At 54.9% G+C, this 24,239-nt stretch carries 22 protein-coding genes; 12 read left to right on the forward strand and 10 right to left on the reverse strand.

The genetic code is table 11. The features are described from left to right. The 3 genes from VMJ32_16065 to VMJ32_16075 all read right to left on the reverse strand — a co-directional run. The coding region (locus VMJ32_16065) for a hypothetical protein (protein HTQ40542.1) at positions 1–296 on the reverse strand (296 nt) is incomplete at its 3' end. Between the two features lie 294 nt (positions 297–590). Further along, positions 591–2,774 (reverse strand): prolyl oligopeptidase family serine peptidase, encoded by a 2,184-nt coding sequence (locus VMJ32_16070; GenBank protein HTQ40543.1) that lies wholly within the window; start codon positions 2,772–2,774, stop codon positions 591–593. A gap of 57 nt (positions 2,775–2,831) precedes the next feature. After that, positions 2,832–3,911 (reverse strand): acyl-CoA dehydrogenase family protein, encoded by a 1,080-nt coding sequence (locus VMJ32_16075; protein ID HTQ40544.1) that lies wholly within the window; start codon positions 3,909–3,911, stop codon positions 2,832–2,834. A gap of 320 nt (positions 3,912–4,231) precedes the next feature. Here VMJ32_16075 and VMJ32_16080 point away from each other — a divergent pair, with 320 nt between their 5' ends. Beyond that, positions 4,232–4,948 (forward strand): hypothetical protein, encoded by a 717-nt coding sequence (locus tag VMJ32_16080; protein HTQ40545.1) that lies wholly within the window; start codon positions 4,232–4,234, stop codon positions 4,946–4,948. Here the strand turns inward: VMJ32_16080 and VMJ32_16085 are convergent. Both VMJ32_16085 and VMJ32_16090 read right to left on the reverse strand, forming a co-directional pair. After that, entirely contained in the window at positions 4,857–5,564 is a 708-nt protein-coding gene (locus tag VMJ32_16085; GenBank protein HTQ40546.1) for a DNA methyltransferase, read from the reverse strand. The genes VMJ32_16080 and VMJ32_16085 overlap by 92 nt on opposite strands. Continuing rightward, the gene (locus tag VMJ32_16090) at positions 5,561–6,445 is read right to left on the reverse strand and encodes a hypothetical protein (GenBank protein ID HTQ40547.1); all 885 of its coding nucleotides are present in this window, start codon (positions 6,443–6,445) and stop codon (positions 5,561–5,563) included. The genes VMJ32_16085 and VMJ32_16090 overlap by 4 nt, the downstream gene beginning before the upstream one ends. A gap of 215 nt (positions 6,446–6,660) precedes the next feature. Here VMJ32_16090 and VMJ32_16095 point away from each other — a divergent pair, with 215 nt between their 5' ends. The 10 genes from VMJ32_16095 (at position 6,661) to VMJ32_16140 (ending at position 15,969) form a co-directional block, all read left to right on the forward strand. Next, the gene (locus VMJ32_16095) at positions 6,661–6,819 is read left to right on the forward strand and encodes a hypothetical protein (protein ID HTQ40548.1); all 159 of its coding nucleotides are present in this window, start codon (positions 6,661–6,663) and stop codon (positions 6,817–6,819) included. Positions 6,820–7,391: 572 nt separating this feature from the next. Then, complete coding sequence (locus VMJ32_16100) at positions 7,392–8,054, forward strand: hypothetical protein (protein HTQ40549.1); 663 nt, start codon at positions 7,392–7,394, stop codon at positions 8,052–8,054. 277 nt (positions 8,055–8,331) lie between these two features. Further along, the gene (locus VMJ32_16105; GenBank protein ID HTQ40550.1) at positions 8,332–8,559 is read left to right on the forward strand and encodes a hypothetical protein; all 228 of its coding nucleotides are present in this window, start codon (positions 8,332–8,334) and stop codon (positions 8,557–8,559) included. A gap of 337 nt (positions 8,560–8,896) precedes the next feature. Beyond that, a complete protein-coding gene (glgP, locus tag VMJ32_16110; GenBank protein ID HTQ40551.1) occupies positions 8,897–11,104 on the forward strand; it encodes an alpha-glucan family phosphorylase in 2,208 nt (735 codons plus the stop codon). Between the two features lie 118 nt (positions 11,105–11,222). After that, positions 11,223–11,489 carry a hypothetical protein gene (locus VMJ32_16115; protein HTQ40552.1) on the forward strand — a complete coding sequence of 89 codons (267 nt, stop codon included), beginning with the start codon at positions 11,223–11,225 and terminating at the stop codon, positions 11,487–11,489. Beyond that, entirely contained in the window at positions 11,479–12,072 is a 594-nt protein-coding gene (locus tag VMJ32_16120) for a nucleotidyl transferase AbiEii/AbiGii toxin family protein (protein ID HTQ40553.1), read from the forward strand. The genes VMJ32_16115 and VMJ32_16120 overlap by 11 nt, the downstream gene beginning before the upstream one ends. Positions 12,073–12,203: 131 nt before the next feature. After that, positions 12,204–13,259 (forward strand): deoxyhypusine synthase, encoded by a 1,056-nt coding sequence (locus tag VMJ32_16125; GenBank protein HTQ40554.1) that lies wholly within the window; start codon positions 12,204–12,206, stop codon positions 13,257–13,259. Between the two features lie 36 nt (positions 13,260–13,295). Then, complete coding sequence (locus VMJ32_16130; protein HTQ40555.1) at positions 13,296–13,838, forward strand: hypothetical protein; 543 nt, start codon at positions 13,296–13,298, stop codon at positions 13,836–13,838. 122 nt (positions 13,839–13,960) lie between these two features. After that, positions 13,961–14,431, forward strand: a complete 471-nt coding sequence (locus VMJ32_16135; protein HTQ40556.1) for a cupin domain-containing protein — start codon at positions 13,961–13,963, stop codon at positions 14,429–14,431. 278 nt (positions 14,432–14,709) lie between these two features. After that, complete coding sequence (locus VMJ32_16140; protein ID HTQ40557.1) at positions 14,710–15,969, forward strand: cytochrome P450; 1,260 nt, start codon at positions 14,710–14,712, stop codon at positions 15,967–15,969. A 97-nt stretch (positions 15,970–16,066) separates the two neighbouring features. Here VMJ32_16140 and VMJ32_16145 read toward each other — a convergent pair whose 3' ends face one another. From VMJ32_16145 to VMJ32_16155, 3 genes are all read right to left on the reverse strand, one after another. Further along, on the reverse strand, positions 16,067–16,810 hold the full coding sequence (locus VMJ32_16145) for an amino acid ABC transporter ATP-binding protein (protein HTQ40558.1): 744 nt from the start codon (positions 16,808–16,810) through the stop codon (positions 16,067–16,069). Next, positions 16,810–18,342 carry an ABC transporter permease subunit gene (locus tag VMJ32_16150; protein ID HTQ40559.1) on the reverse strand — a complete coding sequence of 511 codons (1,533 nt, stop codon included), beginning with the start codon at positions 18,340–18,342 and terminating at the stop codon, positions 16,810–16,812. Before VMJ32_16150 ends, VMJ32_16145 begins: the two co-directional genes overlap by 1 nt. 195 nt (positions 18,343–18,537) lie before the next feature. Then, positions 18,538–19,224, reverse strand: a complete 687-nt coding sequence (locus VMJ32_16155) for a hypothetical protein (GenBank protein HTQ40560.1) — start codon at positions 19,222–19,224, stop codon at positions 18,538–18,540. Positions 19,225–21,115: 1,891 nt separating this feature from the next. On the opposite strand from VMJ32_16155, the gene VMJ32_16160 reads away from it, so the two are divergent. After that, positions 21,116–22,612: a sigma-70 family RNA polymerase sigma factor gene (locus tag VMJ32_16160; GenBank protein HTQ40561.1), complete on the forward strand. Its 1,497-nt coding sequence runs from the start codon at positions 21,116–21,118 to the stop codon at positions 22,610–22,612. Positions 22,613–22,617: 5 nt separating this feature from the next. Here VMJ32_16160 and VMJ32_16165 read toward each other — a convergent pair whose 3' ends face one another. Next, positions 22,618–23,679: an NAD-dependent epimerase/dehydratase family protein gene (locus VMJ32_16165; protein HTQ40562.1), complete on the reverse strand. Its 1,062-nt coding sequence runs from the start codon at positions 23,677–23,679 to the stop codon at positions 22,618–22,620. Positions 23,680–23,746: 67 nt separating this feature from the next. Beyond that, a complete protein-coding gene (locus VMJ32_16170) occupies positions 23,747–24,115 on the reverse strand; it encodes a 4a-hydroxytetrahydrobiopterin dehydratase (GenBank protein HTQ40563.1) in 369 nt (122 codons plus the stop codon). Positions 24,116–24,239 lie beyond the last annotated feature (124 nt).

Here is a 24,239-nt window from a genome sequence, read left to right on the forward strand (position 1 = left end):
AAATAACGGTCGTTTCCGGAAAGCTGGATGTTTCCCTCCGAGTTGGAACCGTACTGGCCAACAATGCCCAGATTGCTGCTTCCACCCACGCCGTTGGTCGTCGGCAGTGTATCGGTCAGGATCGGCGATGAATTGGCCACGGTCGAAAACTCGATCAGCGTGATCGGCGACGGCGCCCCTTGCGCGAGATTCCCGGTATCTCCGTAGGTGCTTACGATCAAATCACCCGGTGTGAAAGAAACAGCCGAAGCGCGGCTGGCGCCCGCCGCGATCACGGCGAACACGGACGCAGCCAACGACGTGTTTCTTTTGAGCAGAGACCCCGCCCAAAATGCATGCATCAATTCTCCCATCCTTAAGCACACAAAATCTAACGATTTCAATGCACTTCTTTCCATTAGCAGTGAAATGGAGAATGTAAGGACTGAATGTGCGCATTCGGTTAGCCGACCATTTGGATTTAGTTAAGGCTTTTGCTAACTGATGAATTTAGGGGCACTTAAGCTTATTCCTGTAAGCTCATCACAGCAATCAAAGTGCCGAGAATCCGTAGAACGCGACATGGTTGATGCTTTCTTCGACCGTTGCAATTAGTGCGTCGGCGGAGATTTCATCTTCAACACATCGATTAAGAAAGCGAACTCATCGGATTGTTCGTCGATAATTTTTGCGGTTGGCTTGCCGGCACCGTGGCCGGCTTCCGTTTCGATGCGAATGAGGATCGGCGCGGGGCCCGCCTGGGCGGCTTGCAGCGCTGCGGCGAATTTGAAGCTGTGACCTGGCACCACGCGGTCATCGTGATCGGCAGTGGTGATTAGCGTCGGCGGATAATAAGTGCCGGGCTTGATGTTGTGCAGCGGCGAGTAAGCCCACAGGGCGGCGAATTCTTCGGCATTGTCGGCGGAGCCATAATCGCTGACCCAGCCCCAGCCGATGGTGAATTTGTGAAACCGCAACATGTCCATGACGCCGACGCCGGGCAGGGCGGCGCCGAACAAATCGGGCCGCTGCGTCAGACAGGCGCCGACCAGCAGGCCGCCGTTGGAGCGGCCGGAAATAGCCAGTTTGGGCGTGGACGTATATTTTTGATCGATGAGCCACTGGGCGGCGGCAATAAAATCGTCGAACACGTTCTGCTTTTTCAATTTGATGCCGGCTTCGTGCCAGACGCGGCCGTACTCTCCGCCGCCGCGCAAATTCGGCTGGGCACACACACCTCCCATTTCCATCCACAAAATATCGGCGACGGAAAACACCGGCGTCAGCGAAATGTTGAAGCCGCCGTAGCCGTACAGCAGCGTGGGATTTCCGCCGTTCAGCTCCAGCCCTTTCTTGGCGCTAATGAACATTGGCACGTGGGTGCCGTCGCGGCTGGTGTAAAACACTTGCCGGGTTTCATAATCGTCGGGGTTAAAATCGGCCTGCGGCCGGCGGAACAGTGATAGTTTGCCGTCATCGAGCGTATAGCGGTAAATGATTTGCGGCGTGGTAAAACTGGTAAAGCCGAAAAACGTTTCGCGGTCGGTGCGCAGGCCTTCGAAAGCGCTGACGGAGCCGAGGCCGGGCAATTCGACCGTTCCCTGCGGATGACCCGCCAGGTCGAACACTTTCATCACAGCATGGGCATCGTGAAGATATGAGATGAGAAAGGAATTACCAATGAGCGCGGCGAAATCGATGGCGTCGGACGATTCAGGAATGAGTTGCCGCCAGTTTGTTTTTTCGGGATGATCGACATCGATGGCAATGATGCGGCCCAGCGGGGCATTTAAATCGGTGCGGAAGTAGAACACGCTGCCGTCGTTGCCCAGGAAGCGATACTCGGCATCGAAGTTAGGCAAGAGCTCAATCACTTTGGCATCGGGCTGATCCAGTCGTTTATAAAACACGGCGTTTTGCGGTCCGGTGCCATGTTCGACATCAATGATTAAATAGCGGCCGTCTTCGCTGGCAATGCCGTAGAATTCCCATTCTTTTTGGTCCTGCCGCTGGTAAATCAGGCGGTCGTCGGATTGCGGCGTACCGATGCGGTGATAGAACAGTTTTTGATAGTAATTGGTGTCAAGCAACTTGGTGGCTTCGTTCGGTTCGTCGTAACGGCTGTAGAAAAAACCCTTATTGTCGGGGGTCCAAGCCGTGGCGGAAAATTTGATCCAGCGGAGATCGTCGGGCAGGTCTTTGCCGGAGGCGACATCGCGGACGTGCAGCGTTTGCCAATCGGAGCCGGCCGACGACAGACCGTAATCCAACAGCTTGCCGTCAAAGCTGACATTGAAGCGGGCCAGCGCAATCGTCCCATTCGCGGAGAGCGTGTTGGGATCGAGCAGAACTTGGGGTTCCGCCGTGAGCGAGCTGGCCCAATACAACACGCTTTGGTTTTGCAAGCCGTCGTTTTTGATGAAAAAGTAGCGCCCTGCATGCTGCATGGGCACGCCGTAGCGGGTGTAGTTTTGCAGCGCGGTCAGCCGCTTGCGAATGGCTTCGCGCTGGGGGATTTTTTCCAGAAAGCCGAAAGTCAGGCGGTTTTCGGCGGTGACCCAAGCGCGGGTTTCGGCACTGTCGACATCTTCCAGCCAGCGATAGGGATCGGCAATTTTGACACCGTGGTAATCGTCGACTTGATCGCCACGACGGGCTTGCGGATAGATCAGCGGTGCTGCGGATGATGGTGTGGGATCATCGGCGCGGGTTAGTGGATCAGACAGCATAAGAAGCAATAATGCGATGAAGAGATAAACCAATCGATGTCGAATGGAATTAACAGCAGTTGGCATAGATGATCCTTGTTTTATCCCCTTACTCCAACCCTCTTCCACAATGGGAGAGTGAATTCAACCCAGCCCGGCTAATTCACATAAATTGGCGTTCATCACCGGTTGCGGGCAACTCCACACTAGGAAGAACAACGCCTCACGGCACCAGCGGCCGGCCGGGTGTCCGGAAACGTAACCGGCGCCTTTGGCCGCGGCCAAGGCAGCTTGGGTCGCCCGCAGTGCCAGGCTGTTGGCATGGGCGCGGAGCGATTCCGACGTACAAGCTTCTGTGCCAGAAGCCAACGACAATAGATTGTTCTCCCAGGTGGAAAGTTCGCGCTGCAGATTTTCGGTGGGGCCCGCGAGATCGGCGCGTTGTTGAGATTCACGGGCGAGATATGCTATGGCCGCTGTCGACAAACCGATGGCCAAGGCGGAAGTTTGCAAGCCGCCGGTTTTTGCGCCGCTGTGGGCGGCCATGACGTTTTCCAGCGGACCATCGAGCAACCATTCGCGGCCGACGTGCACGTCGTGACATTCCAGCGGCCCGGTATGGCTAGCGGTTAGGCCCAACAGTTGTGCATGCGGCGGCGTGACGACTCCGGGAAGCGAAGTGGGCAAGGCGAGTAGAATTTGCCGCCCATCGTTCAAGGTAGCGCCCAAGACCACGCTGTCAGCGTGATCAGCCCCGGTGACCCAGGGACTGTAGCCGTTGAGCACGAAGCCATCGGCAGTTTCCTGAGCCTGCAAAACGGGCTTGGCCAAGTGGCGCCGGCTAGTGGTGAGATGCGAAATGCCGACGGTGGTGAACATACTTCCCTCGGCCAGCCGCGGCAATAATTGTTGCTTGGCCGCTTCGTTATCGCTTTCGATGATGCGTTTTACGGCGGCACTACGCTGCGTGAGAATAAACGTGGTGGTCAGGCAGGCCGCCGCGAGTGTGACATATCCCCGGGCAAGGTCTGCTTCGCTCCAGTCGACTCCTCCCCAATATTGCGGCTGGAACCAACGATATACGCCCGTTTTGCCGAGCAGATTAAGCTGTTCCTCCGGCCAATCGCCGGTTGTGTCTAGGTTGCCTGCTCGGGAAGCAAGCTCGTGACAAAGCAGTTCGATTTCCCTACCCTCAGGCCGAGTGATGTGTTTGAGCGTGGCCATTGGACGTCGAATCGAAAAGTGAGTGGCAGAAAAATACCAAGACCCAATAAATTACAAAAGCATTTTCACGGCGGCAATTCTAGTGTAACGGTTCGCCCAAGCCCGATGGCAGACCCCCTCCCGCTGCAATCAACATTGGTTCGCACTTGCATTCAGGATTGCCAAATTGGGCAAGCCAGTTGGGTCGTCCAGTGGGTTCGAAGGATGGTGAAAGAAGACTCCTGGAAGCTGCAATTTTATTCCCATCCAGCGTGCGGGTAATGTCCTAATTTGAAAAAGATTTTTTTGACTTTGGCATGGGAGTTTGGCAAGATGGCCACATGTCAAACGCAGAAATTGCCCCGCCTGTTAGCACGCCCACGATTTTAGATCGCTGGGAGATCACCGCTGAACAGTTAACAAAGGCAATGGATGAAAACCCAAGCTGCCGTGGAATGCTCTTCGGGTATATTGCGGAATACAAGCTTAGGGAAATGTGGTTCACTAAACGCAAAGGCGTCACCGGGGAAGTAGTCAAAGATGACGACCATGACCGCGAGAATAAAGGCGACCTAGTTGTTACCTATAAAGGTCGCCCATTTCGGATCGAAAGCAAATCGCTGCAAACGAATTCGGTAATCCAAACAGCCGCTGGAACTTATTTTGGCAAAGCACAATGCGATGCAAGCGATAGGCGGCGGGTAAAGTTTCCAGATGGATCAACGCTAGAAACCACCTGCCTACTTCGAGGCGAGTTCGATATTCTGGCGATCAACATTTATGCCTTTCAAAATAAATGGAAATTCGTATTCTGCAAGAATCAAGACTTGCCTAAAAATACTTATAGGAAATACACGGCCGCCCAACAGAAATATCTATTGCCAAGTTTAATCCCTACATTCTGGCCACCTCAACCGCCATTCAGAAATGAACCGTTTAGCTTGATGGAAGAAATGCTGAAGAAGCCTAAAAACGCATCGAAGAGCGTTTCTTTCCAGCCGGTATCTTCACGAAAACCAAAAAGTAAGAGTGATTCTTCCGGGCGTGCGCCTGCTTGACCATTCGACTGACGACAGGCCTGTTTTCTCGGACAATAACGAATAGGTCCTTGGTGTAAAAACCAAGCCGTTCGTATTCTTGGATAATTTCGACATGGGTTAAGTTTTGACGATTTGCACTGACTTCGTCCTGACATTTCACAATCAAAACGCCGTTTGGTTTCAAAACGCGGAAAGCCTCTTTTCCGGCGCGAAAATACAGATCAACCACAGCCTTGTGCCATTTTGGGCCTCCATCGTTAGTCGCTTCACCGTTTGAATAATGAGCGCGGAACGCTGCATGCGTTCCAGCGCCAGCCATGTGCGATTTTTTTCGCCGAAACAGACCTTCCATATAGGGAGGGTCGAGCACAACGCAATCTAAACTGTTGGCATCATAAGGCAGTTTTCGGCAATCGACACCTGTTTGAATATCCGTCGCTTTTAACGTGTATTTTGACAAGTCTACGTGCTTCCAAAAAACACCCTTGCCATAAGTAACGTCGGCAATTACACCCCCCTCTGGCACATGCAACCTGATTATTTGCGGGAACGCATAACCATTCCCCCCAACGTGTGCGCTTAAAACTGCGCTGGTCGTAGAAGACCCGTTCACTACTTCTCGTCTTTTCCTCATGATTGACTCCTTTCAATCAGCGTTTCGAGTGACCATAGTGTGTCGGTCACTCCCGCTGCCATTGCCGGTGTCATCCGTAGCGTACTGTGTCGTCGGCAAAAATTGTAGTGGGCTACGTGGATGGCCACTGCGGCCTCTAGGTTTTCCAGCTTTTTGCTAAAGCCCAGGCTGAGTCGCGCGAACCGTTTCATAAAAGTGCGGATCGACAAATTTTTCCTTTCAACATGGCTCGTGCAAATCGACTGAAGATTTATTCCCTGAGTAATCCCAATCCTTTGGGTGTTGACCATTTCCGGGGCTGCATACCTCCCAGGCATGTCGGCATTGCGGTAGTTTTTTATAAGTACGCCGTGCAACACTCTTGCACCCATAAACCTATCGATTGAGTATTTGTAGTGTTTGAAGCCATCGGTTGAAATTTGCACTGGGTTCCGAAAGCCTTCTGGATGAAAGGCGTGCGAGTCGCTGTCGTGCGGCCCTGGCAGCACAATTCGTTTTGACAAATCTTCGATAAACCGATAGGTCGTATTAGCCGTCCGCTTACCAATGATGAAGCTTGGAATCAACTTCGTTTTTTGATCCAATGCGATGAAGAGGAATTGATCGCCAATAAACGGCTTTCTTTCTTTTTCGTCAACGTGAATCCGGCCTTCTTTTTTTTGAACAAAGGTCCAAATTTCATCGGCCTGGATATGACGAAGCTTGAGGTCGCGCATCCAGTTGTCCAGCATGACTCGGCACTTTTCCCCAAAGTCCACCAATACTCGCATAATGGTGTCCCTGTGTACACCTGTCAATCGCTCGGTCGAACGGATTGAATTGCCCTCGCACAAAAGATGGATAATTTGCAGCCTTTTGTCGGACTTTAGAACATTTGCCATTGCGAACTCCACTTTGGTTGCGGCGTTCGCTAGAATGGGCTTAGAGGACGCAGCCTAGCGAAAGCCTGGTTGTGTTTGCCCCGTTGCGGCTTGCCGGCTGCACCGGGGTTTTTCATCTAATATAAATGTAGCCACGTTTATATTGGCTGTCAATAGTTGTAGCCACATTTATTATCAGATTGACGAAAATAAATTCGTGGCTACACTTACGGATTATGGGACGCAAGAAGCTACCCGCCGATGTTCGCCGCAGTAAGCCTCTCCGAATTCGCCTGTCGGTCGAGGAGCGAGAAGCCATCGACAAAGCAGCCGATGGCAATGCCTCTAATTGGGCCAGAAAACTGCTATTAAAGGCCGCGAAACGCCGCAGCTAGCGGCAAAGCAGAAAAGCAAAGGGGTGGCTGTCATAGGGTCAGTGGCGCGTTATAATTTGGGGTTGACGGTGGGGACTGGAAATCAAAAAAATACCCCCACAGTTTCTTCGGCCTGTAGGGGCGCGTGACCATTGGGTGTTACCCCGCCGGCCGCATTTAGAGTATTAAGACCCTATAGGTTCGCCACATCTTACAGCTCCAATCTGCTACACCGCTGGTCGTGCCGTCAGGAACCGTTTGCCAACGCTGATCCTGCTGGGCTGCGACCTTTGGTTGGGCGGATGAAAACGAAAAGACCCGGCAGGGACCGCCCCTGTCGGGCTTTTTGTTGACTTTTTCGGGCATCCAAACCTCTTCTTTCGTCCCTGAGTTTTAATTTTAACGCGGCAGCGGTTTCCGCCTTCGGAATCGCGATGGGCGTTTGCCTTTTCCGAGTTCTACCAACTCAATGTCGCCGTCCGGGGCCTCAGCCATGCGGCGCAGTGCATGAGAAACAGCCGATCGGCGGACCTGCTCATCCGGCTTCAATTCTTTCACCTTGCTGTGTACGTCCCGTGTTGTGAATTCGCTTGGTGTCAAGCGATTTTGAGGATGAAGACCAGCTCGCCGAAGCGCTTGATGCATTGCTTGATTATGTCGATTTGGAGAAGGATCAAATCGACATAATCGTAGATGCGGATACAGTTGCCGACCATCCAGCCGCCACGATTGCGCAATTGCATCGGGCGCGCCTTGAAGTTGTTCCCGCACTTGACGATTGGCGCACTGTGACAGTGATTGCGGGCGCTTTCCCACTGAGCTTGGCCCCGTTGGAACGCGGCTGGAATGAGCGAAGCAGAAGCGATTGGCTGGGATGGCGCTCAGTTATTAGGACACCAAGAAGACTAACATGGCTGCCGACGTATGGCGATTATGCAATTGCGCATCCGCAGCTGCCCCCAACAGGCCGCGCGACAATCTTAGCGCAACTAAGATATACTTGCCCGGATAAATTCCTGATTTGGAAGGGCCACAACGTTTTTACACACGAAGATGGCTTTGACCAATTTCTTGGTATATGTCGAAGCTTGGTAGAAATGGAGGAATTTAGCGGCGCTGAATTTAGCGCGGGAGATGCTGAAATTTACGAGAAAGCAACCAATGGAGGTTCGCCTGGGAACGCTGAACGGTGGCGGCGGATCGGGACAAATCACCACATCGAAATGGTGTTGGACCAGATCGCCAATCTCCCCTAGCCTTAATTGCCGATCTGACACGCTGACATAGCTCGCCACACCCAAAGATTTTAGTGAGCGCGATCCAGGCGCTGGCGCGAGAGTGTTTTTCCATGATGCCAAACTCCGCCAAAATGGATATGGCTTCTGATTTCCAGAGGAGCTGGACAACAGCGTGGGGATCAATTCGTTTGTTTAGCCTAGCTTTGCGCACCGGCCGGAGATGGATGAGACCACTTAAGTCGCGAGCCTCTACAATCCCCCACCATTTTGGAATTTCTATCCTAGCACGCTGGATGTGCTTGTCGCCGACCACTATTGTCATGGTGTCGAAAAAACGGCAATACACATCCCGTTGATGCGGGAGGCGGTCAAGTCGATCTCTGTTGCTTTTGATCTCAAAGCCATTAAAAGCGCCATTGATAACCGCAACATCGACTCGCGAAATACCCTGGGCAAGCCCCAGTTCCTCAACAATGCGGGTTTCGGCCTCACCATTGTGGCGCTTGCGCAAGTCCGAGATTAGCGCTTGACGTATGTCTAAATCCCTCATATTGGCATTATCTCACATATCGTATTTGCGACTAGATGAATGATTTCTGATCGGAAATAACAGCGATAATCGGTACAAATTAAAGGCTGTTTATAAGCCGCCATCGCACGGCAGGAGCGCGTCCAGTTCTGCGGCCTTGAGGTGAGCATAATCCGGCTCGCTCATTGCAACTTTTTCAAATTAGGACACTACCCAGCGTGCGAGCAGGGGTCGCAATACGGGCTGAAGAGCGATATAATTGCCGGTTCTGCCCAAATGTGAAAAATCAACATCGTGGCCTAGCTTTCGTGGCGGAAGCAAAAGGAATCGCATGAGTCAAACTGAGGTAGAATCGGTCTCCGCTTCGGTGCCTGCCAAAAAGCCCAGCCTGGCGGAATTCTCTCCGCAATCAATTTACGATAAGTGCCTGGCGATTGCGCGCAATTTGTGGTGGACCTGGCACCCGGATGTCATCAATCTGTTTCGCGATTTAGATCCGATTCGTTGGCGGCAGCTAGATCACAACCCCATTGCACTGCTGGCAGAGTTCACGCCCGAACGCTTGGAAATGCGCGCGGCCGAGTTGGTATTGTATAGCCGCATCAATCAATCTTATCGCCGGTTGAAGGAATATATTGGCCCGCGCACCATGTGGGGAACAACACACGCCGGCGTGTTGGGATCCAAACCGGTGGCGTATTTCTCCGCCGAGTTCGGCATTCACGAATCGGTGCCGATTTACTCCGGCGGCTTGGGGGTGCTCTCGGGCGACCATATCAAAAGTGCCAGCGGGCTGGGTGTGCCGCTGATTGCGATCGGATTGTTCTACGACCAGGGATATTTCAAACAGCATTTGGATATCGAGGGGTATCAGCAGGAAGAATACCTCGACACCAAGGTGGAAAACGTGCCCATGGAGCCCGCGCTGGGTGTCGATGGCCGGCCGATTACCGTGCGGGTCGATACGCGGACCGGACCGTTATTTGCCAAGCTGTGGTTGATGCGCGTGGGCCGGGTCGATTTGTATTTGCTCGATTGCGACGTAGATGGCAACAAACCGGAAGATCAGCAATTGACCAGCCGGCTGTATGGCGGCGATCATCGCACGCGCATTCGCCAAGAACTGATTTTGGGCGTCGGCGGTGTGAAAGCGTTGCGGGCCCTGGGCATTTATCCCGGCGTGTATCATTTGAACGAAGGCCATAGCGTGTTCGCCACGTTGGAAGCCATTCGGGAGCGGATGCACGACGATGGCCAAAGCTTTGACGATGCGTTGCGTGAAGTCGCCCAGCACACTGTATTCACGACGCACACGCCGGTGCCGGCCGGGCACGACCGCTTCGATGGGGGTTTGATGGAAGAACACTTGGGTCCCACGCGCGATATGTTGGGAATTTCTTTGCAGCAATTGATGGGCCTGGGACGCGTGGAACCGCACAACGAAGGGGAAAGTTTTTGCATGACGGTGCTGGGGCTGAAAATGTCGCGCCGGGCCAACGCCGTTAGCGCCTTGCACGGGCACGTATCGCGCCGCATGTGGGCGCACCTGTGGCCGTGGCGAGTGGAGGAAGAAATTCCTATCGGTCACATTACCAACGGCGTGCATATTCCCAGTTGGCTGGCCTGGCAAATGCAACAGCTTTACGACCGGATGTTCGTGGCCGATTGGATGAGGCACATGGGCAAGCCGGAAATCTGGCAAGAAATTTACCGTTGTGATCCCGGCGAACTGTGGGAAACCCATTACGCCCTGAAAAACTTGTTGCTGCAATTTGTCCGCCGCCGCGTGAGCCGACAGTGCCGTCGCCGGGGCGAAAGTGACGAGGCCGTGGAGCAGGCTCGGAATTTGTTGGACCCCAACATTCTCACCATTGGGTTTGCCCGCCGCTTCGCCACGTATAAGCGGGCCGATTTGATCATGCAAGATGTGGATCGACTGGCAGCGCTGATCAACGATCCGCACCGGCCGATCCAATTGATTTTCGCCGGCAAGGCTCATCCGGCCGATGAGCCCGGCAAGCGGCTGATTCGCAGCATCGCCAACATTCGGCACGATCCGCGCTTCGCCGGCCGGATAGTGTATGTGGAAGATTACGATATCAACGTGGCTCGGCACCTGGTGCAAGGGGTCGACGTGTGGCTAAACAATCCGCGCCGCCCGTTGGAAGCGTCCGGCACCAGCGGCCAAAAGGCGGTGTTGAACGGGGCGCTCAACTTGTCGATTCTCGACGGTTGGTGGGCGGAAGCTTACGACGGCAAAAACGGCTTTGCCATTGGGCATGGCACGACGCACGTCTCCGATGAAATTGGCGACCGCCGCGATGGTCAAGACCTGATGCGGGTGCTAGAGCAGGAAGTGATTCCGCTGTTTTACGACCGCGATGCCGACGGTTTGCCACATCATTGGATTCAACGGATGATGAACAGTATTAGCTCGCTGGCGTGGCGATTCAGCTCGCACCGCATGGTGGCTGATTACGTGACCCACTGCTACCTGCCCGCCGCCGGCGGCTTAAGCTCCGACATGACCGTGCGGTAAGTTTTCGCCGCCGCCACATCGACTTTTCGGCCCTGTTGAGTTTGACCGGCACGATCGATTTTGCATCGAATATTATCGTTGTTGGCGACATGCGCCGGTGGCGTGGTAGAATTTCAGTATGAAAAACCAACTCATTCCCCCGCCGGAACTCGCCCCGCCTAGCATTCGTCATTTGTCGGCAGCGCAAAAAATTGCGCTGTGGGCGCAAATGGTCGACGAGGGAGATCAATTGGTTTTGGCCGGCATCCGCCGGCGCCTAGGACCCGACGGAGATTATGAGGTCGCCTTTCTGAAATGGTTGGATCGCCGCACCGAAGAACACGATCGCGCTGTTTTCCAAATGATCAGCAATTTGCGCCGCCGGGAGCGCGAATATGGCCAGTGAAGGCGTGTTGACAACCTTGCGGCAGGCGTGGTTGGCATTGGAACCTTTAGAATTGCCAATGGCTGTGATCGGCGGTTTGGCACTTTCGGCTTGGAATCATGCTCGGTTCACGCGCGATGCCGACATTCTAATCGGCATGGATGAATCAAAGGTGAATGAGGTATTACAAGCAATTTGTGGTGCGGGTTTCTATCCCCGGCATTCGCCGCCGATTTTGCAAATCGACGACCAACAGCTGATTCAATTAAAGTACAAACCGCCCGACGGAATTTATCCGTTTCAATTGGATTTATTGTTCGCCGGTTCAGAATATCAAAAAACGGCGCTGACTCGTCGAACCAAACAATCAATTCCAGGATTGGGCCATCCCGCCGATGTGCTCCGGGCGGAAGATTTGATTCTGCTGAAGCTGATCGCCGGCCGCGTGATCGACCGGGCCGATGCCGCCATGCTGCTGCGGGAAAATCGCCCCGAAATCGATCTGAATTATTTGACCCACTGGATCCGCCGCCTGGCTTTGCACGGCGAATTCGCCGAGATTTGGCGGGAAGCCTTTCCCAGCGAAGCGCCGCCGGCGATCTAAGTTCCGACATGACCGTGCGGTAGGTGGTTGATCTCATCGACTTCTAACCGTGCAAAGCGGCTGTGTCGCCGTCGTGTTTTTGGTACAATTTGGAGCTTCGTCATTTTTTGTTTCCGTTTAGGAGCGTCAGCATGCCCAGCAAAAAGCAATTGCTTTCCCAAACCATTGAGCACGTCGATATCACCAAGCACAACGTCGTCAGCCTGGTCGAGGCCATGCAGCACATGGCGTTTACAGCCCGCGATTTGGCTCGGGCGGCCGATATTTACGACCGCATGCTCCGCGACAAAGAGTGTGGCATTATTTTGTGCCTGGCCGGTTCGCTCATCAGCGCCGGGCTGAAGGGCGTGTTCGTGGAAATGATCCGCAGCCGAATGATCGATTGCATTGTCAGCACCGGCGCCAACATTGTCGATCAAGATTTTTTCGAAGCCCTGGGCTATCGCCACTACCTGGCGGAAGATCGGCTGAAGGCGGGCCTGGATGATGACAAGCTCCGCGACGCTCACATCGACCGCATTTACGACACGCTGATCGACGAAGACGAATTGCGGGTGTGCGATGACACCACGCGCATCATTGCCGATCAACTGCCGCCGCGGCCGCACAGTTCGCGGGAATTCATTCAGGCCATGGGGGCGTGGCTGGTGGAAGAAGGCAAGGGGGAAGGCTCGATTGTCCGCACGGCCTACGAAAACGATCTGCCGATTTTCTGCCCGGCCTTTTCCGATTGCTCGGCAGGCTTTGGCTTGGTGGCCCATCAGCATGCGCGGGGCGATCAGCCGAAAGTTTCCATCGACAGCGTGAAAGATTTTTACGAGTTGACGCAGCTTAAAATCAAAAATCCGACGACCGGCATTTTCATGCTCGGCGGTGGCGTGCCTAAGAACTTTACGCAAGACATTGTGGTGGCGGCCGACATTTTGGGCGAGGAGCCGCCGATGCACAAATACGCCGTGCAAATTACTGTGGCCGATGTCCGCGACGGCGCCCTGTCCAGCAGCACGCTGAAAGAAGCCAGCAGTTGGGGGAAAGTCGACACGGCCTACGAGCAAATGGTGTTCAGCGAAGCCACGCTGGCCCTGCCGCTCATCGCCGGCTACGCCTGGCACAAAGGCGGCTGGAAAAACCGGCCTGCCAAGCATTTTAGCCGGGTGCTGGAACCAGCGGGCGCGGCGGCCGGATAATTTACGGCCGATTTGTCTCCCGACAGGGGGCGTGCAATGACTGAAGTTGAAGATTTGGCGGATGAGAAGCGCAGATTTTATATTGCGCTGGTCCCGTTCGTCATCGCTATTCCATGTTTAATATTGGCGGTCGTGTTTTGTTTTTGGCCACACGAACCTCGAAGTTTTTCCAATGCGATTCCATTCGGAATTGCAGGTGCAATTTTGGTGTTCGATTTGCCTGCCTGTATTTACGTTTTGATACCGTGGTTGCGAACTGGTAAACCGCCAGAATTGTCATTTGCGCCGCTGGCTCCCAGTCCAGAACAACGTCGCTTTCATCGGAATCTTCGAGAGCGGCCAAAATTAAGCGACGCAGAGTTCTATCAAACTTTCTTCGCTGATACGGGTATTCCCGAGCAATTGCCAATCCGGCTCCGAATGATCCTGGAGGACTTGCTCGGGATTAATCTCGGTGCACTTCGCCCGGAGGATAACATTGCGTGTGCCAATGACGACCTTGACTTTGTCGATGTGATTAGGCGTGTGGAAGACAATTTTGAGGATCGTTATTCCGTGCGAATCGTGGAAAACAATTGATGGGACATTTAATTCGCTGCTAAAATGCGTCCTGCAGGCCAGGCACGTAGAATCAGTGTGACCGGAATTTACCAAGGCGGGCATTTGAACGCCCGGTTCCAAGCAAACAGGAAAACAAGACCATGAATATTCAACGGCGTTTTGTTTTGGGAAGCAGCGCAATTTTAGCTGTTTTTGCCGCCGTCACGTGTGCGCAAACTCCAGGGAAGCCGGCCGCTGTGAAGCCGGCGATGGAATCGACGGTGTTCGATTGGAATCAGGTCAAAGTGGATCCTCAGAGCTATGGGGAAAGACGGCAGATTTTTGATGGGCGGACGGGGGCGCTGGATCATTTGGAATGTCACGCCAGCACGATCAATCCGGGCCAAAGCACGCATCCGCCGCGCCGTCAGCCGGATGAGGAACTGGTGATTGTGAAAGAAGGGACGATCGAAGCAATCATCAACGATCAGCCGCGAAAGGTGGAAGCCGGTTCCGCGATTTTTGTGGCTGCCAACGATCTGTACGGCGTGCGCAACACCAGCGATGCCCCGGCTACTTACTACGTGATCAAGTGGTCGACGGGCGCTCCGCCGAAAGAGCAGGCGAAATAATCTGTCGGTGATGTCGCCGTGCCTGTCTGTGCGCGAGTTATGTTAACAGCGATAAAAAGAAGATTACCCTCACCTCGCCACGGCGAGTTTAACACCGCCCCGTTGGGGCTTTTTGTTTATCCAGTAACGGTATCCCAGGGCGACGTCCCGGCGCGCCGGGACTTGCCCTGGGCTATATTAGGTTGCCCCTTCGGGGCACAGCGCTAAGAAAGTCTGCCAGCATTGCCTAACGTTGGGAGTATTTTAATAGACGCGGTTGAGCAATCACGAAGGAAGTTATGGTTCAGTCTGTTTTGTCGGCGCCCGACACGCCGTTGACCGCACAGCGGCCGGTCAACATCACTACGCCCGAGTTCAAAGCGCAGGCGTTTGAGTTTTACGCCCGGCTGCGGCGGGAAGCGCCGGTGTATCGGACGGTGCTGCCGGACAAAATGCCGGCGTGGATTGTTTCGCGCTATGACGACGTGGCCATGGTGCTGAAGGACGAGCGGTTTTCGAAAGAATTTCGCACGCTGTTCGAAAACAATCCGAATGTAAAACCGCCGTGGATTCCAAAAAGTTTGCTGCCGCTGGTGCGGCACTTGTTGCATACCGACCCGCCCGACCACACCCGGTTGCGGGCGTTGGTGCAGCAAGCGTTCAAACCGAGCTTCGTGGAAGGGCTGCGGCCGCGAATTGCGGAATTGGCCGGCGAATTGCTGACGGCGGCGAGCAAACAGCGTTCGTTCGATTTAGTCAGCCAATTTGCGCTGCCGATTCCCGCCATTGTGATTGCGGAAATGCTGGGAGTGCCACCGCGCGACCGCCATAAATTTCATCGCTGGACGGAATCGATGATCGCCAGCGGCGGTAAGCGCTTCCGCATGTTGCGTAGCCTGCCGGTCATTTGGCGGTTTAGCAATTATTTGCGTCGGCTGGTGACCATGAAGCGCGCCGCGCCGCAAGATGATTTGCTGAGCGCGCTGATCGCGGCCCAAGAGAATGGCCAAAAACTGACCGAAGACGAACTGGTATCCATGGGATTTGTGCTGCTGGTTGCCGGGCATGAGACGACCGTGAATTTGATCGGCAACGGCGTGGCGGCGCTGTTGGAACATCCGGATCAACTTTTCCGGCTGCGGCGGGAACCCGAGTTGATGAAGTCAGCCGTGGAAGAACTGCTGCGTTTCACCAGTCCGGTGGAAACGGCAACTGAACGGTATACGAAGGAAAATGTGACGATTGCCGGCGTGACGATTCCGCGTGGGAATTTAGTGCTGGCGGCGATTGCGTCGGCGAATCGGGACGAACAGCATTTTGCCAATCCCGACGAGTTGGATTTGGGCCGCGAGCCGAACAAGCATTTGGCGTTTGGCCTGGGGCCGCATTATTGCCTGGGAGCGCCGTTGGCGCGATTGGAAGCGCAAATTGCGATTGGGGCGCTCTTGCAGCGCACCGCCGACATTCGCTTGGCTGTGCCGCGAGAAAAATTACGCTGGAATCGCGGGCTGATTTTGCGAGGGCTGAAATCGCTGCCGCTGGAAGTGAAATGGCGATGAATAGAAAGGCAGAACGCAGAAGGCAGAATGCAGAAGGATGAAAACGGAGCAATGGCAGAAAGCGATTTGAGAGTCCGCGCCGATGCCATCGGCCGCTTTACATGTCGCATTCGTGCAACAATTCGCGGGTGACGGGATTTTGCGGGGCCTCGAAAATTTGCTGTGGTGGACCACTTTCGGCCACACGTCCTTCGTGGAATACATGCACGGTTTTGGCAGCCCGGCGGGCGAAGCTCATGGCGTGCGTGACGACGATCATGGTTTGACCGCTGGCGGCTAAATCGGCCATGACGGCCAGCACTTCGGCGGTCATGCGCGGGTCGAGTGCACTGGTCGGCTCGTCGAACAGCATTGCCTTGGGCTGCATCGCCAAAGCACGGGCAATGGCCACGCGCTGCTGCTGGCCGCCGGAAAGCTTGTCGGGCCGCACGTCGATTTTTTCGACCAAGCCGACGCGCGCGAGCAATTTTTTGGCGCGATCGACAGCCTCGTCACGAGGCATGTTCAGCACTCGCAGCGGCGCTTCGATCACGTTTCCCAACACCGTCAAATGCGGAAACAGATTGAACTGCTGAAACACCATGCCTAACTGCCGGCGGACAGCTCGGATGTTTTCTCGATCGCAGCGTTGTTGCGGACCACAGGATAAATTGCGATCGCCGACGAGCACCTGGCCGGCTTCAAACGAATCGAGACCGTTCAGGCAGCGCAAAAACGTGCTTTTTCCGCCGCCGGAGGGGCCGATAATGGCGGCCACTTCTCCCTCGGCCACGGCCAGGGATATACCGCGCAGCACCTGGAGCGACCCGTGCGATTTGTGCAAATCAATGGTTTCGATCATTACTTCACCTCCCCAGCCAGGCGGCGTTCGCTCCAGCGGGCGAAGACGGAAAGGGGGAAGCTCATCAGCATGTACAGCACGGCGGTAATTGCGGCCAGCTGGACAATGGAGCCGGTGCTTTGGGCTAGAATTGAGTAACGCTTGGTCAATTCGACAATGGTGATGACTGAGCAGACCGAAGTGTCTTTGAACAGGGCGATAAAATCGTTCGTCACCGGCGGAATGACAATTCGAAACGCCTGCGGCAAGATGATGCGGTTGATGGCTTGTGCTTGCGTCAACCCTAGCGCCAAGGCGGCTTCCATTTGTCCGCGCGGAATGGCTTGCAGTCCCGCTCGGTAGATTTCCGATTCGTAGGCCGAATAATTGATGGCCAGGCCCGCGATGCCCGCCACCAGCGCCGGCAATGCCAGGCCGATTTTAGGGAGCAAAAAGAAAATCACGAAGAGCTGCAACATCAGCGGCGTGCCGCGCAGCACTTCGACGTACAGACCCAGCGGCTTGGCAATGATTTTTGGCCCGTACAGCCGGCCGATGGCGACGCCAATGCCAATGGCAATCGCCAGTGGAAACGACACGACCGACAGGAACACGGTCATGCCGGCGGCTTCCAGCAGCATCGGCAAGTTGCGGCCGAGCACCTGCCAGAAGGAAATGGGTTCGGCGGGCACGCCTTCGCCTGCTCCACGGAGCATGAGCATTTGGTAGCGGCCGTCCAAATCCCAGCGGTCGTACAGGGCTTTTAGGCGGCCATCGGCGATGATTTTCTTCAAGGCTTCGTCCAGGGCGGCCAGCAATTGGGGATCGTCACGGCCCACCAAGCCCACGTAGTATCCGCCTTGGGCCGGCCATTCGATCAAGTTCAATTCGGGAAAACGGTCGATGTAAAAATTGGCCACGCAGTCGTCAGCCACCGTCGCATCCAGCACGCCGGTTTGCACGTGCTCCATGGGATCCGTATTGCCGGAATAGGAAATCACATCGATTTGATAGCCCTCGTGATCGCGCAGCTCGGTCAGGTATTCCTCCGCTTCTGATCCGCCCAGGATGCCAATTTTCCAGGGGCCGCCGTCGGGTTTGGCGGTCTTCAGTTGCTTCCACGATTTGAGCGGGCCCTCGCCTTTGGCCATGAGTTGCAGGCCGAAAGCATAGTAGGGGCGCGTACATAAATAATTGGCCAAACGAGCAGGCGTGCGCTCAAAGCCGTTGAGCGCCAGGTCGATTTGGTTGTCGAGCATTTGGGGCAAATCTTCCCATTGCCCTTGATAGAACTTGGCTTTCACACCCAATTCGGCGGCCAGCATGTCGGCCAGCTCGACTTCGAAGCCGATCAAATGCTCCGGATTTTTCGGATCAGGAAAGACGTACGGTCCGCCCCCTTCCTGATCGGCGCCCCAAATCAGCGTGCCGCGCTGGTGAATTTTTTCCAGCGCATCGGCGGCGGAGGCGCGGGTATTGAGAATCAAAACGATGCCGATCAAAACGAGCCACACCGGGCGGCCAACGAATGCGAACGGTCGCAAATGTTTCATCAAACTCTCCCGCTGGCCGCGCAAGTTAGAAGTAAGTTGGAAGGTATCTCCGAATTGCAATTCGCGTCTATTTGCGTTTATTTGCGGCGAATGTCAAGCGGAGTCGGCAGATCGGTTAACTTGCCGAGCTGAAAAAGAGCGCGACAAACAACCGGCAATAAGGATGGTTGATCGTTCCGTGACCGGCATCATCCCTCAACCGGCATCAATGTCTGTAATCAATGCTGAAGGCACGTTACAGGGTGGCGAGGTCGAAGAAAATCTCGGTACAGACAGCCGCTTGTCGAAGCGGTCGGATTCCGAAGATGCCTGCCACCAGGCGCTTAACCAGGTTTTCGCGAGGCAGCCAAACAGAAATCCCACGAATGCCCCCAGCACTCCTGAGGAAGCCGATCCTAACAGCAGCCCTCGCAGCGAAACCTCGGCAGAATTCACGAGCACCCACTGACCGGCAACGCTGCCCATTACCCCGCCAATGACAGTCGTGGCTAGAATCATCCAGCCCAGCGGTGTTCGTTGGGAAAGGCGTGAAACCGAGTGTGGCTGGTCGAAACGCGCCGGAACGATGGCTGGATATTGCCCGGGCCCGGGCGAAGCCTCGCCGTTTCTGCCGTTGGCTGGCGTCCTGTAAGCCTCGTTTCGTAAACGGGTGCCTAACACGTTTCCGATCACATGCAGTCCGACGAGGGCTAATCCCACCATCAATCCGCATGATGCCAGCGGGCCAATTGCCTGGCACACAGCAAAGACCATAGCCAAGCAGCCCGTCGCCAAAAACATGGACCGCAACGTAAATTGCGGCAGCTTTGGCCGTGATTGCGGGTCGATGGAAGTGGGAAGAGCCATATCCGCATTATATGACCTGAACAAATGAACGACCAATATGGCTAGTCCTGACCAATGGGATTAAGCAAATGCCTCTTGTAGGCTGGCTTCCATTGGGCGGGCGCAAAAAAACCCGCCAAGATCAAAGCGCTTGGCGGGCCGCCGTATTTGTCACGGCCAAGTACGAGGAGTAGGAAATTAGAGGAATTTTGCTGAGGAGTTGCCCACACAGCAACCTCTCAGGCTAGTCGACCCGGTGGATCTGTCATGATTGCCCTCCTGTGCAAGTGATAATCAACGATTGAACCATGGGCGATTTTGGAAACGGCGTGCACGCCACGGTTCTTGGTATCAAAAATGAGTCCAAAGTGTCAATAATTTTTCGTGCCTCCGATGGGGCATCCCGCAGATTTCCACCGTTTTAAGTTCATGTGGAAACAATTGTCGTGAGTTTGCGGCCAGTGTTTTGCTTTCAGAAGATTTTGGAGTTTTCGCGTCTCAAAAGCGAATCAGCAATCTCTCATTTCGAGACGACGGCTTCAATTTGGGTAACATTTCACCGCTTGTGATTCGGAAGCGCAAGCATGAAGAAATACAGCATCTGCAATCATGGCCAAAGGTTACATCACCTCTCGAGTTTTGGGCTGTTGATTTGGTATAGCGCTTGCGTTCATAGAGATACAACTCAGCAATTTCTAAATATCCATGGGAGGTGTTCTCGCGAGCATTGGATTAGGACTACCAACCGTGCAAGTCGCCGAAATACAAATCGATTAACCGCCGGATTTGCGAACGGTTGCAGAGCCGAAACGGCCACTGTTTTAACGGAATGATGACTGCGAAAAAACGTGGTAACCGGGAACAGAATGAGGCGAACACGAGAAGAGGCTTGACCCGGGCGTGGAAGGTTTTCGCAGCTCAGTGACGTACAGCTCCTGATACAGCCTTCGCGTCCTGGCTTTCCAGGGGGCGGCCTCGGTGCCAGCCGGGACCGCCCCCGATATTTTTACGCCGCATTCTTCTCGTCGTTCTGTCTACGACTGTCTACGAATATACATTCTTTGCGCACCCGTTCTTTTTGGTCATGAAGGCCAAGTTTTGGTCATGAAAGTCGATGTCAGGTGTCGTATTCACAGCGAACAAATGATCGCACAGGGGAGTCAAACCGATGATCAATCAAATTCCGGGCACCCCAACAAACGCTCCAACCGATCGTCAACACAGCAAGAGCAATGATGTCTCCAGATCGAAACCAGAAATACGGGAGCCAAAGTTTCCCATCGATTCGCCGGATCGGCCCGAACTCCGGCAAGAAATGGAACCAGCAGTCGCCCATGTGATGGAAGATATTAGGCGGTCGCCCGACTTTGGCGGCAACATCTCGTCGTCCAGCGATGCTCGCCGCACAAAGCATTTTCCAACAAAATTCCCTCGAAAAAACTTACAAGCGGGTCGAACCAAGGCAGATGTACATACCGTAACGAATTTAGAGGTTACAGGGGTGGCCAGACCCCCACTCACGTTGCCGCAAGACAGCACGGGGGACAAAACTTGCGGCGAAAACACAACATTCAACATGCCTGTAAATCGAATTGTGGGAGGCGGCTTTTCGCCGCAAGCCATTCCTTTGTCGAAGGTTAAGCCGCCGTTGACGGGGACCAAAACTGTTGCGGCATTAGGCGTGCTTCAGGTGGAAGGCAAAGCGGGCGTTCAGTTTACCGCGGACCCAACCGCTGGCTCACCACCTCCCGATCAGGAGCAGCTTTTGGCAAAAACACACAAAACCGCCGGTCGTAAGCCTGCTTTGCGAGCCCCTACTCCGACACGTGGCCGAGGGCGCTTTTCGCGCTCTGGCCAAGCGCTGGCCTCCAACAAAAATGGTTCCCCGCGCACTGCGCACAGCAATGAGAGCGTCGATCGTCCCGGTTCCGGCTACGAAGATGGCCCCATGTTCGATGCCGACTTTGTCGAACTCGAAGATCAAGAAGTGGAGACTTCGGCTGAACCGGGCGAAGAGAGCGGCTCCGACAGCCAAATCGACGATCCGGTGCGAATTTATCTGATGCAAATGGGCGAAATTCCGCTGCTTTCGCGCGATCAGGAAATCGAATCGGCCAAGCGGATCGAAGGCACCCGTCGCCGTTTTCGTCACTGCATGTTGGCCAGCGATTATCTGCTGCAAGGCGCCGTGGCACTGCTGGAAAAAGTGCGCGACGGACAATTACGGCTGGATCGCACCATCGAAGTTTCCGTGACCAATACCGCCGGGAAAAAAAGGATTATGGCTCGCCTGGGCCCCAATCTGAACACGTTGATGAATTTGCTTCGCCGCAACCGCGCCGATTTTCGCGTGGCCATCAGTCGCAGCACCCCGCTTTCCAAACGTCGCACCGCCTGGCATCGACTGGTAATCCGCCGCCACAAGGCCGTGCGGCTAATCGAAGAACTCAATTTACGCACCGGCCGTTTGCAACCGCTGCTCGATAAATTGGGGGAAATCTCCCGCCGAATGGTCATCATCCGCGATCAATTGGCCTCCGACGGAGGCGGGCAGCTTGGCTCGCAGGAAGAACTGCGTAGGGAATTGCATTACCTGATGCGAATTACCTTGGAAAGCCCCAGCTCGCTCAGCCGCCGCCGAATTCGCACCATCAACTTGCAGCATCAATACGACGAAGCCAAGCGAGTGCTTTCCGCCGGCAATTTGCGGCTGGTCGTGTCCATTGCCAAAAAATATCGCAATCGCGGTTTGAGCTTTCTCGATTTAATTCAAGAGGGCAATACCGGACTGATGCGGGCCGTCGATAAATTCGAGCATGCTCGCGGGTATAAATTTTCCACCTACGCTACGTGGTGGATCCGTCAGGCCATCACGCGGGCGATTGCCGATCAAAGCCGGACCATTCGTTTGCCCGTGCACATGATCGACACGATGGGCAAAATTCGCACGGCCACCCGGGACCTGGTGCAGCAAACCGGCCGGGAACCCAGTGTGGAAGAAGCGGCCGATGCCGCCGGCCTTTCCATCGAAGACACGCGCTGCATCATGAAAATCACGCGGCAGCCATTGTCGCTCGATCAGCCGATGGGAGACCACGACGACAGTTTCTTTGGCGAGTTTATCGAAGACCATCGGGAAGACGATCCCTTGTATGATGTCAACCAGCAGTCGCTCAAAGATCGCATCAAGCAAGTGCTTGAAGAATTGAGCCATCGGGAGCGCGAAATTTTGAGGCTCCGCTACGGACTGGTCGATGGTTACGCTTACACGTTGGAGGAAGTCGGCCAAATTTTCTCCGTCACCCGGGAGCGCGTCCGGCAGATCGAAGCCAAAGCGGTTCGCAAACTGCAGCAGCCCTCCAAAAGCCGGGCCCTGGCGAGCTTTGTCGATCACCTGCCCGACGGATTGCCGCAAAACCCATCGGCCGAGGCTGAATCGGCGTAATCTTCTTACGATAGCCATCCGTGCTCTCGGTACCATTGCGTCGTCTGTTCAATTCGAGCAGTGAGCGAAGCGCCGGGCACAAAGCCCAAATCGCGGCGCGCTTTTTCGGGCGAACAAATCCAATGTCCCGCCGATAATTCTCGGCCCCGGTCCAGATTCAAGTAACGGGGTCGGCGAGTGATACGACCAAGCAACTCTCCGCCGCCGGCGACCAGCCAAATGCTGGGCATCGGTAAGTGAATGGCCCAGGCGTAGGGACGATTCACGGTTCGGGCAATCATGCGGCCCAATTCCGCAAATAGGGGATGCTCGTCGGCCGCCAGGAAATAATATCCTCGGCCGCTGTTGGATAATGCCGTGCCGCTGGGATGCGCAATCTCCTCGACATCGTTCGTTGGGCTGGGCGCCCGCAATCGTTCTCCACGTTCAGCCGCCGCAATCAAACCGTTGACAAGATCGGTCACATGAACAACCGACACGCGCCGTCCCACTCCGAGAACAAGAAACGAGCGGAATCGCCGAATGCTGCGAAACAGCGCCAGGCCTGTCCGGTCGCCGGGACCAAGCACAATGGGTGGGCGGACCACGGTGATGGGCGCCCTATTGGCTAATTTCTCCGCTGCCAATTCGCCGGCTCGTTTGCTCAACCCATAATGCGAAACCGGTCGCGGCAGATCGTCTTCCGTGCGCAACCGCTCCCGATCGGTCATCGGCCCCGCGGCCGCCAACGACGATACCTGCACGATCACCGGCGGCGTAGTACGGCGGGCACAGGCTTCGACCACGTGACGAACGCCCGACTCATTGACGCGACAATATGCCGCTAAGCCGATGGCCTTGGTCAGTCCGGCCAAGTGGTAAACCACGTCGAGGCCGTTCATGGCCGCCGATAGCGTGTCGGGTTGGGTGACGTCGCCTGGAATCAATTCCGCGCCCAACTGCTGCAAGGGTCCGGCTGGAGAGGTGCTGCGCACCAGGCATCGCACGCCATCGCCGCGGGCTAACAGCGCGCCGACCAATTGCTGCCCAATGAATCCGCTTGCTCCGGTAACCAAAACACGCGCCATCGTTCATACCGATCGATACCAAAGACAGAAGAAATAATGTCGACCGCCGATTTCGGGGGGGCAGTCATTACATACTCTTCTTCAACCTCACCGGCAAGCGGTCAATCTTGGCGGCCAGAATAAAATCGTTCTCGGACAGGCCGCCGATGGCGTGGGTCCAAATCTCGATCCACACGTTACGATAGCCTTCCAGGTGCAAATCGGGATGGTGATTTTCCGCTTCGGCCAGTTGGGCCACCGCCTGGAAGAAATCGATTCCGGCCAAAAAATCTTTGACAATCCAGCTTTTGCGAATTCGTTGGGCGTCGTGGGTCAATCGCCAACCAGAGAGGTTTTTCAGTTGCGTTTCGGCGTCTGCACGATTGTACTTGGGCTTGCCTTCTTCGCAGGAAGCGCATTTCTTGGTGACGAGTTGATCGGCGGTTTGTGCTGGCATAGATCACCTCATAATAAAAAAATGATTGTCGACTCAGTCGGCGATTCTTTGGAAAAGCACACAAAAGTCGTGCCCTGAATCATACCGTGCCCGCGCTCGGCTCTACGGGCACTATTCTCGCAAA

The organism is Pirellulales bacterium (assembly GCA_035499655.1).
Taxonomy (GTDB): domain Bacteria; phylum Planctomycetota; class Planctomycetia; order Pirellulales; family JADZDJ01; genus DATJYL01.